Origin of the sequence: Actinocatenispora rupis, from assembly GCF_016861975.1 — a bacterium.
Lineage (GTDB): Bacteria > Actinomycetota > Actinomycetes > Mycobacteriales > Micromonosporaceae > Actinocatenispora > Actinocatenispora rupis.
The window spans coordinates 35,192-47,311 of sequence record NZ_BOMB01000016.1 but is presented as its reverse complement, the minus strand read 5'-3'; the positions used below and the strand labels follow the sequence as shown (position 1 = coordinate 47,311).

Here is a 12,120-nt window from a genome sequence, read left to right as displayed (position 1 = left end):
GGTGCGGTCAGTCGAGGTCGTCGAAGAGGCGGCCGAGCAGTTCGCCCAGCTTCCGGCGGTCGCCGGCCGACAGCGGCGCCAGGACCTCGTCGTCCACGGCGGCGGCGTGCCGCCGGCACCGGCGCAGGGCCGTACGCCCGGCGGGGGTGAGGCTGACCCGGTGCCGCCGCCGGTCGTCCGGGTCGCGTTCGCGGCGGACCTGGTCCCGGCCCTGGAGTTCGTCGAGCGCGCCGACCAGGTCGCTCGGGTCGATGGCCAGGGCGCGGCCGATCTCGCGCTGGGCGGACGGTCCGCGGTCGGCGAGGTAGCTCAGGATCGCCATGTGCCGCAACGTGAAGCCGATCCCGGCGAGCCGTTCGGCAAGCCGGCGCCGGCCGGCCTTGCCGACGCGGGACAGCAGGTACACGTCGATCGCGCGCAGCGAGGGCACCGTCTCCATACCGGGAATGATAGGTGACTACCAACGATTGGTACTCTCCCATCATGCAGCCTCTCGACAGCTATCCGCGCCTGCTCGCCCACGACGTCACCGCGCTCGCCGCGTTCTACTCCGACGGTCTCGGCCTGGTGCCCGCCCGCACCGTCGCCGACCAGTACGTGTCGTTCGACCTGCACGCGGGCACGCCCGCGGAGTCCACCGCGCTGGCGATCCTGGCCGCCGACGAGATCGCCGCCGAGGTCGGCACGGTCGGCGCCGCGGAGCCGACCCGCGACCGGCTGATGGTCGTACTGCGCGTGGCCGACGTCGACGCCTGCGTACCGCCGGCGGTGGCGGCGGGGGGCACGCTGGTCGCCGGCCCCACCGACAAGGCGTACGGGTTGCGGTCTGCGCACCTGCGCGATCCGGAGGGCAACCTGGTCGAAATCCAGCAGTACTAACCTTCACGCAACCTGTCGTTCACCGAAAATCGGTGCCATACTCTCCCCCGTCGCGTACCGGACGGTGCGCCGGAAGGGGGAGGTACCGGGACATGCGCAGACACAGGGCCACCGGAGTCGCCGCCGCCGGAGTCGCGCTGCTCGCCGCCGCGCTGCTCACCTCGGCCGGCGCGGCCGGGCAGGACGTCCGCCCCGTCGTGGCGCATCCGGCGGCGGCGATGCGGACGCAGACCCCGATCAAGCACGTCGTGGTGATCTTCGGCGAGAACATCTCGTTCGACCACTACTTCGGCACGTACCCGAACGCGGCGAACACCGACGGCACGCCGTTCCACGCGGCGAAGAACACGCCGAAGGTGAACGGCCTGAGCCCCGACCTGTTGACGCACAACCCGAACCAGTACAACCCGAAGCGGCTCACCCACGAGCAGGCGCTGACCTGCGACCAGAACCACTCGTACGCCGCGGAGCAGAAGGCATACGACGGCGGCAAGGCCGACAAGTTCGTGGAGTACACGGAGAAGGACACGTGCACGGGGCAGCCGATCCTGTTCGGTGAGCCGGGCCTGGTGATGGACTACTACGACGGCAACACCGTCACCGCGATGTGGAACTACGCGCAGCGGTACTCGATGAGCGACAACTCGTTCGACGCGGTGTACGGGCCGTCCTCGCCGGGCGCGATCGACCTGGTGTCCGGCAACACCCACGGCATCTACGCCGTGGACCCGGTGACGCACGAGAAGGTCGACGACCCGGCGGTCGTCTCGTCGCCGGACGCGGACGGCGTCGGCACGATGACCAACGACCCCGACCCGGCCTGGGACGACTGCTCGGACCGCAACCACACCGCCAAGGAGAACCTCGGCGCGTTCACCGGCCGCAACGTCGGCGACCTGCTCAACGACCAGGGCGTCACGTGGGGCTGGTTCCAGGGCGGCTTCCGCCCCACCGGCACCGCCAACGGGTACGCGGTGTGCGGCAGCAGCCACACCAACATCGGCGGCAACGCGGTCACCGACTACACCCCGCACCACGAGCCCTTCCAGTACTACAAGTCCACGGCGAACCCGAAGCACCTGCCGCCGTCGTCGGTCGCCGCGATCGGCGCCACCGACCAGGCCAACCACCAGTACGACCTGGCCGACTTCCACGACGCCGTCGCCGCCGGCAACATCCCCGCGGTGAGCTTCCTCAAGGCCCCGTCGTACCAGAACGGGCACGCGGGCAACTCCGACCCGCTGGACGAGCAGCGGTTCGTGGCCAGCACCCTGAACGAGCTGCAGAAGTCGCCGCAGTGGTCCTCGACCGCCGTGGTCCTCGCGTACGACGACTCCGACGGCTGGTACGACCACGTGATGCCGCCGATCGTCAACGGTTCCCAGGACGCCGCGACGGACAGCGCGGCGTGCCGGTCCAAGCCGGCGGCCGGTGGCTACAACGACCGCTGCGGGTACGGTCCGCGCCTGCCGATGCTGGTCCTCTCCCCGTACGCGAAGCGCAACCACGTCGACCACGCCCGTACCGACCAGACGTCGATCCTGCGGTTCATCGAGGACAACTGGCGGGCCGGCCGGATCGGCGACCACTCGTACGACGCGGCCGCCGGACCGCTCGGCGGGATGTTCGACTTCCGGCACGCACCGGACAGCACGCCGCTGCTGCTCGACCCGGGTACCGGCGCCGTCCAGCCCTGACCGCCGCACATCACGGAGGGCCCCGCGTACGACGGGGCCCTCCGTCGTACGGTCAGACGCCGGCGCGCTCCGCCACCGGCTCGTGCGCCGTACGCCGGGCGCTGCGCAGCCAGTCCCGTACGCCGATCAGCACCAGCACCGCGAACACCACGTACACCGCGGCCGAGAAGTACAGGTGGGACTGGATCTGGAGGGGGACGCCGACCGCGTCGACGGCCAGCCACACCAGCCAGAACTCGACCAGACCCCGCCCCTGCCCGGCGAACGCGACGACCGTGCCGACGAAGATCCACGCGTCCGGCCACGGCGCCCACGAGGCGTGCAGCGCGTCCAGCACCAGCGCCATCACGACCGTGCCCGCCACGAGTACGCCGGCGATGACGGCCCGCTCGGCCCACGTCGCCGTCCGCACGACCACCCCGTACACCGGGTCGCGGCGGCGCGACCACGCCCACCAGCCGTACACCGAGATGGCGAGGATGACGACCTGCCGGGCGGCGAGACCGCCGAGATCGGCCGACGTGTACACGACGAACAGCAGGACGGTGGCCACCACCTGGACCGGCCAGGTCCACAGCGTCCGCCGCTGCGCGAGGAACACCACCGCGAGAGCCGCGATCTGCCCGACGATCTCCGCGTACGAGATGCGCTGGCCGAGGATGCTCACCCCGTACGCCAACAGCCCGTGCCCCATGCGTGCCCCTTTCCGACACCGGGGCATCCCGAACGCACGGCCCGCGGCAGACGCCGCGGACCGCGTGCGCGTCCTCCCATCCGGACTTTCACCGTCGGTACCGGAATCTCACCGGTTCAATCGCCGACACTGATCGGCGAGTCGCGGACTGTCACCGCCGGTTCGGACTTTCACCGAGCCCCGGAGCGCATGTTTCGATCACCATCAACCCTGGCACAGCCCGGGATGTTCCACACCACCCTGTGATCAACCAGACGGCGCCCCGCGCCGGCTGGACCGGACCAGTCGCGCGGGCGGGTCGGTTGCGGCGCCGGCGTACCGGCATTTGGTCTGCGCACAGATCATCGGGCGGCGGGAGCGGACATGCCGGAGTACGGGCGGTCGACGGTGACGCGCCACCCGGACGGACCGGCCGACAGCCCCGGGTTCCTGCTCTGGCGGCTCACCCTCGACTGGCAGCGCGCCGTGACCGCCGCGCTCGCGCCGTACGACCTGACGCACGTGCAGTTCGTGCTGCTGGCGTGCGCGTGGTCGATGGGCGAACGGGGCGAGGCGCCGAACCAGCTCGGCCTCGCGAGGCAGGCCGGCACCGACGTCAAGATGACCTCGCAGGTGGTGCGCCGCCTGGAGGCAAAGGGGCTGCTGCGCCGCGAGGTCGACCCGGCCGACACGCGCGCCCGCAGCCTGCGCCTCACCCCCGCCGGTACGCGGCTCGCCGGGCGCGCGATCGACGCGGTCGAGGCGGTGGACGCCGAGTTCTTCGCCGGCGACGGTACGGCCGCGACGCGGCTGCTGACCCGGATGCTCGCCCGCCGCCCCGTACGCTGACCCGCCGCATCGCCGGGCACGCACCGGCGACGTGCAGAGCAGGGAGCAGCGGAGGACCACTGCGCGACTGCATCGCCGGGTACGCAAAGCGCACGCCGGCGACCGTGCGGCGGTGCCCCGACCGCCCGGCACGACCGCCGCAGCGACCCGAACGGCACCCCCGACCGGCCCGGCACGAACGCCGCGGCTCAACCGCCGAGCGCCACACCGCTACACGCGTACGAAGCGCATCGCCTGCCCCGCAACGTATCCGGCCGCCCGGCGTCCACTGTGGACACCAGGCGGCTGGGGAACGTCACGCCCGCCTCAGCGCGGGGCCTTGCGGGCGGCGCGCAGGAACTCGCGGTTCATCGTGGCGATGGACGCCAGCGGAATGCCCTTCGGGCAGGCCGCGGCGCACTCGCCGGTGTTGGTGCAGCCGCCGAAGCCCTCGGCGTCCATGGTGGTGACCATGTCGAGCACCCGGGACTCCCGCTCGGGCTGGCCCTGCGGCAGCACGTTCAGGTGGTTGATCTTGGCCGAGGTGAACAGCATGGCCGACCCGTTCGGGCAGGCGGCGACGCAGGCGCCGCAGCCGATGCAGGTGGCGTTCTCGAACGCCAGGTCCGCGTCCGGCTTCGGCACCGGTACGGCGTGCGCGTCCGGCGCGGTGCCGGTCGGCGCGCTGATGTACCCGCCGGCCTGGATGATCCGGTCGAACGCCGACCGGTCCACCACGAGGTCCTTGATGACGGGGAACGCGGCGGCCCGCCACGGCTCGATGTCGATGACGTCGCCGTCGTTGAACGAGCGCATGTGCAGCTGGCAGGTGGTGGTCTGCACCGGCCCGTGCGCCGAGCCGTTGATGACCATGCCGCAGGACCCGCAGATGCCCTCGCGGCAGTCGTGGTCGAACGCCACCGGCTGCTCGCCGCGCAGGATCAGGTCCTCGTTGAGGATGTCCAGCATCTCCAGGAACGACATGTCCGGGCTGACGTCGGTGACCTGGTAGGTCACCATCTCGCCGGACTCGTCCGGCCCGGACTGCCGCCAGATGCGAAGGGTGAGGTTCATCAGGCGTAGCTCCGCTGGGTCGGGTGGACGTACTCGAAGTCGAGCGTTTCCTTGTGCAGTACGGGGGGCTCCCCGACGCCGGTGTACTCCCACGCGGCGACGTGGCTGAACCGTTCGTCGTCGCGCTTCGCCTCGCCGTCCGGGGTCTGCGACTCCTCGCGGAAGTGCCCGCCGCACGACTCCTCGCGTACGAGGGCGTCGAGGCACATCAGCTCGGCCAGCTCCAGGAAGTCGGCGACCCGGTTGGCCTTCTCCAGCGACTGGTTCAGCTCGTACCCGGTGCCGGGGACCTTGACCCGCTGCCAGAACTCCTCGCGCAGCTCGGGAATGCGCGCCAGCGCCTTCTTCAGGCCCTCGGCGTTGCGGGCCATGCCGCACTCGTCCCACATCAGCGTGCCCAGCTCCCGGTGGAACGAGTCGACCGTACGGTCGCCGTCCACGGCGAGCAGCCGCTTGATCCGGTCCTCCACCTCGGCGACCGTGGTGGTCACCGCCGGGTCGTCGGCGCCGACCGCATCGAGACCGCCGCGCGCCAGGTAGTCGTTGATCGTCGACGGGAGCACGAAGTACCCGTCGGCGAGGCCCTGCATCAGCGCGGACGCGCCGAGCCGGTTCGCGCCGTGGTCGGAGAAGTTGGCCTCACCGATCACGAACATGCCGGGGATCGTCGACTGGAGGTCGTAGTCGACCCACAGCCCGCCCATCGTGTAGTGGATCGCCGGGTAGATGCGCATCGGCACCTGGTACGGGTTCTCGCCGGTGATCCGCTCGTACATCTCGAACAGGTTGCCGTACTTCTCGGACACCTTGTCCAGGCCCATGCGCTGGATCGCGTCGGCGAAGTCGAGGTACACGCCGAGCCCGCCGGGGCCGACGCCACGCCCCTCGTCGCACACGTTCTTCGCGGCGCGCGACGCGATGTCCCGCGGCACCAGGTTGCCGAAGGACGGGTAGATGCGCTCCAGGTAGTAGTCGCGCTCGTCTTCGGGGATGTCGGCCGGGGATCGCTTGTCCCCCTTGGTCTTCGGCACCCAGATGCGGCCGTCGTTACGCAGCGACTCGCTCATCAGCGTCAGCTTCGACTGGTGGTCGCCGGAGCGCGGGATGCAGGTCGGGTGGATCTGCGTGTAGCACGGGTTGGCGAAGTGCGCGCCGCGCTTGTGCGCCCGCCAGATCGCCGTGGCGTTGGAGCCCTTGGCGTTGGTCGACAGGTAGAACGTGTTGCCGTAGCCGCCGGTCGCCAGCACCACCGCGTCCGCCAGGTACGTCTCGATCTTGCCGGTGACGAGGTCGCGCGCCACGATGCCGCGGGCCCGCCCGTCCACGACCACCAGGTCGAGCATCTCGGTACGCGCGTGCATCTCGACGTTGCCGGCCTCGATCTGCCGCGACAGCGCCTGGTACGCGCCGAGCAGCAGCTGCTGCCCCGTCTGGCCCCGCGCGTAGAACGTCCGGGACACCTGCACGCCGCCGAAAGACCGGTTGTCCAGCAGCCCCCCGTACTCCCGGGCGAACGGCACGCCCTGCGCGACGCACTGGTCGATGATCTCCACCGAGATCTGCGCCAGCCGGTACACGTTCGACTCGCGGGAACGGAAGTCGCCGCCCTTGACCGTGTCGTAGAACAGCCGGTGGATGGAGTCGCCGTCGTTGCGGTAGTTCTTCGCGGCGTTGATGCCGCCCTGCGCCGCCACCGAGTGCGCCCGCCGCGGCGAGTCCTGGTAGCAGAACTGGATCACGTGGTACCCCTGCTCGGCCAGGGTCGCGCCGGCGGAGCCGCCGGCCAGCCCGGTGCCGACCACGATGACCCGGTGCTTGCGCCGGTTCGCCGGGTTGACCAGCTTGGCCTCGAAACGCCTGGTGTCCCAACGCTTCTCGACGGGACCGGCCGGCGCCTTCGTGTCGACGATCGCGTCGCCCACCGTGTACGCGCCGACGGAGTCCTTCGGCTTCCCGGCGTTCCGCCCGCCGGTGCTCCGCTTGGCGGCGTTCTGCTTCTTCGGGTTCGACATGGTCACCTCACCAGCCCGGTCATGACCGCGATCGGTACGGACAGGAAGCCGACCGTGATGGCGAGCGCCAGCACGGTCGCGATGGTCTTGAAGACGACGTTGCGGGCGGCGTTGTTCGCCCCGAGGGTCTGCGCCGCGGACCAGAAGCCGTGGTAGATGTGCAGGCACAGGGCCAGCATCGCGACCACGTAGATCAGCGCGATCCACCAGACCCCGAAGTCCGCCACCACGTTCTCGTACGGGTGGCCGGCCTCGCCGCGCGGGTTCACCGCACCGACGGTCAGGTCGAGGATGTGCCAGATCACGAACAGCGCGAGGATCGCCCCGCCGTACCGCATGGTGTTGGTGGCGAAGGTGGCGCGCCACGGCCGCTTCGACCGGTACCGCTGGGGGCGGGCGTGGATGTCGCGGTGGGTGAGCTGGATCGCCGACGTCACGTGCGCGACCAGGCAGGCGAGCAGCACGACCCGCTGGACCCACAGGTACCAGGTCTCGTGGAGGACGGGCTCGCCGATGGTGCGCAGCCAGGCGGCGTAGCTGTTGAAGTCGGTCGGGCCGAAGAAGATCTTGAGGTTCCCGGCCATGTGCACGATCAGGAACAACAGCATGATCACGCCGGTGCTCGCCATGACGGCCTTCTTGCCGACGGTCGAGCGCCACAGCGTACGGAGGGGTGACGGGCGGGCCGCCCGGGTCGCTAGTGCCACGTCCGTCAACGGTAGGACCGGACCGGGCATAAGGTCCAAGACATGATCGCGCTGGACTCGATAGCCAGAGGCTATCGTGTCACCGTGCAGTTGCAGCAGCTCGCGTACTTCCTGGCGGTGGCCGACACGCGCCACTTCACCCGCGCCGCCGAGGCGGTGCACGTCGCCCAACCCTCGCTGTCCAAACAGATCCGGGCGCTGGAGCACGAACTGGGCGCCGCGCTGTTCAGCCGGGCCCGCGGCAACATCGCGCTCACCCCCGCCGGCGAGACCCTGCTGCCACTCGCCCGCCGCATCCTCGCCGACGTCGACACCGCGCGCCTGGAGGTACAGGAACTGGCGATGCTGCGCTCCGGTCGGGTACGGCTCGGCGCCACGCCCAGCCTGCTCACCGGCCTGCTGCCCGACGTACTCCGGGCCTACCGGGCGCAGTACCCGGGGATCCGGTTGCTGATCGAGGAGTCCGGCTCGCGCGACCTGGTGCACGACCTGGCCGAGGGCGAACTCGACCTGGCGCTGATCATCCTGCCGGTGTCGAGTACCGGGCCGGCGCTGGCCACCACGCCGCTGCTGCGCGAGGAACTGGTCGTCGCCTCGTCCGCCGCCGCTCCCCCGCCCACCACGCGGGACCGGATGCGCGTCACCGACCTGGAGGACGAGCCGCTGGTGATGTTCCGCCGCGGGTACGACCTGCGCGAGTTCACGATGACCGCCTGCCAGAACGCCGGGTTCGAGCCCACGTTCGCGATCGAGGGCGGCGAGATGGACGCCGTACTCGGGTTCGTCGCCGCCGGGCTCGGCCTCGCCGTCGTACCCAGCATGGTGGTCGGGAACCGCTTCCGGATCACCCCGTTCGCCGGGCCCGGCCTGTCGCGCACCATCGGCCTCGCGCACCGCAAGGACGTCCAGCCGCCGCGCGCCGCCCGCGCCCTCCGCGCCGTCCTGCTCGACTACCTGGACGAGGCGGCCCGGGCCGGCACGCTGCCCCCCGGCACCCGCCCCGTACGCCGGACCGGCGCTGCGGCCCGTGCCACGCTGGAGGCGGAACCCCGTACGGAAGGGTGACGCGCATGAGCAGCGGAGAGTACCGCTGGGAGCCCAGCGAACGGTGGGTGCGCGGCCGCATCGGCGACACGACCGTGGTGGACAGCCGGCATCCGCGGCTGGTGTGGGCGCCGGGCGTGCCCGTCCCCGCGTACGTGTTCCCGCGCGGCGAGGTCCGCGCCGACCTGCTGACCCCCGCGGCCGACCCGCCCACCGACACCGCCGGCACGTACTACGACCTGACGGTCGGCGGGCGGACGCTGGCCAACGCCGCCTGGACGTACCCGGTGGACGAGCTGGCCGACACGGTCGGCTTCGCCTGGGCCGAACGCGCCGGCGAGGGCGTCGAGCACTGGTACGAGGAGGACGAGGAGATCTTCGTCCACCCGCGCGACCCGCACAAACGCGTCGACGTACTCCCCAGCTCGCGGCACGTGGTCGTCGAGGTCGACGGCGACGTGCTCGCCGACACGCGGCACCCGGTGCTGCTGTTCGAGACCGGCCTGCCGATCCGCTACTACCTGCCCGCCGCCGACGTACGCCGGGACCTGCTGACACCGTCGCCGACGCACACAGGCTGCCCGTACAAGGGCGTCGCGTCGTACTGGTCGGTCCGGGTCGGCGGGCGCGAGATCACCAACCTGGTGTGGAGCTACCCCGACCCGACGCCGAACACGGCCGCCATCCGCGACCTGTACTGCTTCTACAACGAGGACGTCGACCTGGTCGTCGACGGCGAACGCCTGCCCCGCCCGCGGACCGGCTTCCACCGCCCGGCCCTACCGCACTGAGCGGCCGTGGGCGCCGGCACACACCGGCTCCCATGACTCAGCGCTTCTTCTCCCGGCGCTTGCGCGGCCGTACCGACACCTGGATCGGGCTGCCGACGAAGCCGAAGTCCTCGCGGAGCCGGCGCTCCACGTACCGCACGTAGCCGGCGTCCAGGAGGCCCGTGGTGAACAGGACGAACCGCGGCGGGCAGACACCCGGCTGGGTGGCGAACAGGATGCGCGGCTGCTTGCCACCGCGCACCGGGTGCGGATGCGCCTGTACCAACTCGGTCACCCACTGGTTCAGCCGGCCGGTCGGCACCCGCGTCTCCCACCCGGCCAGCGCCGTACGCAGGGCCGGGGCGAGCTTGTCCACCGCGCGCCCGGTCAGCGCCGAGATGTTGACCCGGGGCGCCCAGGTGATGCGGCGCAGGTCCCGGTCGATCTCGCGGGCCAGGTAGTAGCGCCGGTCGTCGTCGACGAGGTCCCACTTGTTGAACGCGATCACCAGCGCCCGGCCGGACTCGACCACCTTCGTCAGGATCCGCTGGTCCTGCTCGCTGATCGGCTCCGACGCGTCCAGCAGCACCAGCGCCACCTCGGCCGCGTCGATCGCGCCCTTGGTACGCAGGCTGGCGTAGAACTCGGTGCCGCTGGCGTTGCCGACCCGCTTGCGCAGACCGGCGGTGTCGACGAGCCGCCAGGTCTCGCCGCCGATCTGGGCCATCGAGTCCACCGGGTCGACGGTCGTGCCGGCGACGTCGTCGACGACCGACCGCTCCTCCTTCGCCAGCTTGTTCAGCAGGCTGGACTTGCCGACGTTGGGCCGGCCGACGAGCGCCACCCGGCGCGGGCCGCCCGCCGACGGCTGCGGTACGGCGGTCTGCTCGGGCAGCGCGGCGAGCACCAGGTCGAGCAGGTCGCCCGAGCCGCGGCCGTGCAGCGCCGACACCGGGAACGGCTCGCCGAGGCCGAGCGACCACAGCGACGCGACGTCCGACTCCTGCCGGGCGCTGTCGACCTTGTTCGCCACCAGGATCACCGGCTTGCCGCCGCGCTGCAGCACCCGCGCCGCGGCCTCGTCCGTGTCCGTACTGCCGACCACGCCGTCCACGACCAGCAGTACGGCGTCGGCCGCCTGCATCGCGGTCTCGGCCTGCGCGGCGATCGCCGCTGCACGACCCTTCGCGTCCGGCTCCCAACCGCCGGTGTCCACCACCGTGAACGGCCGACCGTTCCAGTTCGCGTCGTACGCCACGCGGTCGCGCGTGACACCCGGCGTGTCCTGTACGACCGCCTGCCGGCGACCGATGATCCGGTTCACCAGCGTCGACTTCCCGACGTTCGGCCGGCCGACCACCGCCACCACCGGTACCGGACCGGTCGGCGCGTCCGGCAGCGACAGGCCCGGCGCGCCGAACCCGTCGGCGTCCAGCCAGTCGCCGGCCGGCTCGAAGTCCGCCTCGTCGAACCCGTGCGCCACCATCTCCTGCTCACCCGGGTTCATGGTGTCTCCTGCCCTCCACGGCGGTACGCCGCCGTCTCGCTCCGGCCCTCGGTCGGCCGGTGGTCGTGCCGTACGGTCATGACGTCTCGACCCGCGCGCCGTCCCGCTCGGCGAGCAGCACCAGCAGGCGGTCCACGACCGCGTCGATCGGATCGTGCGTGGTGTCGACGGTGACCGCGTCCGCAGCCGCCTCCAACGGCTTGGTGACCTTGGAGTCGGCCTGGTCCCGCCGGTGCAGGTCGGCCTGCGTGGCGGCCAGCGCCGTCGCGTTCTCCGTACTCCGGCGGCGGGCGCGCTCGGTGGCGTCGGCGGTGAGGAAGACCTTGAGGTCGGCGTCGGGCGCGACGACCGCGCCGATGTCGCGTCCCTCGACGACGATGCCGGTGGTGTCGCGGGCGGCGTCGATGATGCGGCGCTGCGCGGCGATCAGCTCGGCCCGGACCGCCGGGACGGCCGACACCGCGGAGACGGCGGCGGTGACGGTCTCGCCGCGGATCTCGGCGTCCACCGGCTGGCCGTCGACACGGACGGCGACGGCGGTCGGGTCGGTGGTGATGGTCAGCTCGGCGGCGTGCACGGCGGCCGTGACGGCGGCCGGGTCGGTCAGCGCGGCGCCGGACCGCAGCACGGCCCAGGTCGCCGCCCGGTACATCGCGCCGGTGTCGAGGTATCCCGCGCCCAGCGCGCCGGCCAGTCGCTTGCTCACGGTGGACTTGCCGGAGCCGGACGGCCCGTCGACGGCGATCACGCCACGGAACGACTCATCCGCCCGCTTGCTGTCGGTCTGCACCGTTGCCCTCCCTGCGAAACCGGCCCCGTCGGCACCGCCTTCCGGACACGGCACCACCCCACGAGTCTACGGAGCGCACCGACGGCGCCCACACCGCGGCCGGCCCCGGCGAAGGAACGCAATTCCTCGGGCCCGTTCG

The 12,120-nt window shown here is 71.7% G+C and carries 12 protein-coding genes and 1 riboswitch; of the genes, 5 read left to right on the top strand and 7 right to left on the bottom strand.

Translation table 11 applies throughout. The features are described 5' to 3' along the window. Positions 1 to 7 precede the first annotated feature (7 nt). Positions 8 to 439, bottom strand: coding sequence for a MarR family winged helix-turn-helix transcriptional regulator (locus Aru02nite_RS14420; protein WP_203658012.1), 432 nt, complete (start codon positions 437 to 439; stop codon positions 8 to 10). A gap of 44 nt (positions 440 to 483) precedes the next feature. On the opposite strand from Aru02nite_RS14420, the gene Aru02nite_RS14415 reads away from it, so the two are divergent. After that, entirely contained in the window at positions 484 to 879 is a 396-nt protein-coding gene (locus Aru02nite_RS14415; RefSeq protein ID WP_203658011.1) for a VOC family protein, read from the top strand. 92 nt (positions 880 to 971) lie between these two features. Then, positions 972 to 2,576: a phospholipase C gene (locus Aru02nite_RS14410; protein ID WP_203658010.1), complete on the top strand. Its 1,605-nt coding sequence runs from the start codon at positions 972 to 974 to the stop codon at positions 2,574 to 2,576. Between the two features lie 52 nt (positions 2,577 to 2,628). Here the strand turns inward: Aru02nite_RS14410 and pnuC are convergent, their stop codons facing one another. Then, the gene (gene pnuC / locus Aru02nite_RS14405) at positions 2,629 to 3,270 is read right to left on the bottom strand and encodes a nicotinamide riboside transporter PnuC (RefSeq protein WP_203658009.1); all 642 of its coding nucleotides are present in this window, start codon (positions 3,268 to 3,270) and stop codon (positions 2,629 to 2,631) included. Positions 3,271 to 3,334: 64 nt separating this feature from the next. Beyond that, positions 3,335 to 3,461: riboswitch (FMN riboswitch) on the bottom strand. A gap of 172 nt (positions 3,462 to 3,633) precedes the next feature. Here pnuC and Aru02nite_RS14400 point away from each other — a divergent pair. Then, positions 3,634 to 4,098, top strand: a complete 465-nt coding sequence (locus tag Aru02nite_RS14400; protein ID WP_203658008.1) for a MarR family winged helix-turn-helix transcriptional regulator — start codon at positions 3,634 to 3,636, stop codon at positions 4,096 to 4,098. Positions 4,099 to 4,404: 306 nt separating this feature from the next. Here Aru02nite_RS14400 and Aru02nite_RS14395 read toward each other — a convergent pair whose 3' ends face one another. Genes Aru02nite_RS14395 through Aru02nite_RS14385 form a run of 3 tightly spaced genes read right to left on the bottom strand, consistent with a single transcriptional unit; the run spans position 4,405 to position 7,870 of the window. Then, the gene (locus Aru02nite_RS14395) at positions 4,405 to 5,151 is read right to left on the bottom strand and encodes a succinate dehydrogenase/fumarate reductase iron-sulfur subunit (protein ID WP_203658007.1); all 747 of its coding nucleotides are present in this window, start codon (positions 5,149 to 5,151) and stop codon (positions 4,405 to 4,407) included. Further along, positions 5,151 to 7,163 carry a fumarate reductase/succinate dehydrogenase flavoprotein subunit gene (locus Aru02nite_RS14390; protein WP_203658089.1) on the bottom strand — a complete coding sequence of 671 codons (2,013 nt, stop codon included), beginning with the start codon at positions 7,161 to 7,163 and terminating at the stop codon, positions 5,151 to 5,153. Before Aru02nite_RS14390 ends, Aru02nite_RS14395 begins: the two co-directional genes overlap by 1 nt. 2 nt (positions 7,164 to 7,165) lie before the next feature. Then, complete coding sequence (locus tag Aru02nite_RS14385) at positions 7,166 to 7,870, bottom strand: succinate dehydrogenase cytochrome b subunit (RefSeq protein WP_275408637.1); 705 nt, start codon at positions 7,868 to 7,870, stop codon at positions 7,166 to 7,168. Positions 7,871 to 7,954: 84 nt separating this feature from the next. On the opposite strand from Aru02nite_RS14385, the gene Aru02nite_RS14380 reads away from it, so the two are divergent. Both Aru02nite_RS14380 and Aru02nite_RS14375 read left to right on the top strand, forming a co-directional pair. Further along, positions 7,955 to 8,935 (top strand): LysR family transcriptional regulator, encoded by a 981-nt coding sequence (locus Aru02nite_RS14380; protein WP_373324867.1) that lies wholly within the window; start codon positions 7,955 to 7,957, stop codon positions 8,933 to 8,935. A 5-nt stretch (positions 8,936 to 8,940) separates the two neighbouring features. After that, positions 8,941 to 9,705: a DUF427 domain-containing protein gene (locus Aru02nite_RS14375; protein ID WP_203658004.1), complete on the top strand. Its 765-nt coding sequence runs from the start codon at positions 8,941 to 8,943 to the stop codon at positions 9,703 to 9,705. Positions 9,706 to 9,742: 37 nt separating this feature from the next. Here Aru02nite_RS14375 and der read toward each other — a convergent pair whose 3' ends face one another. Both der and cmk read right to left on the bottom strand, forming a co-directional pair. After that, positions 9,743 to 11,191, bottom strand: coding sequence for a ribosome biogenesis GTPase Der (gene der / locus Aru02nite_RS14370; protein WP_239076682.1), 1,449 nt, complete (start codon positions 11,189 to 11,191; stop codon positions 9,743 to 9,745). Positions 11,192 to 11,267: 76 nt separating this feature from the next. Next, positions 11,268 to 11,981 (bottom strand): (d)CMP kinase, encoded by a 714-nt coding sequence (cmk, locus tag Aru02nite_RS14365; RefSeq protein ID WP_239076681.1) that lies wholly within the window; start codon positions 11,979 to 11,981, stop codon positions 11,268 to 11,270. Between the last annotated feature and the right edge of the window lie 139 nt (positions 11,982 to 12,120).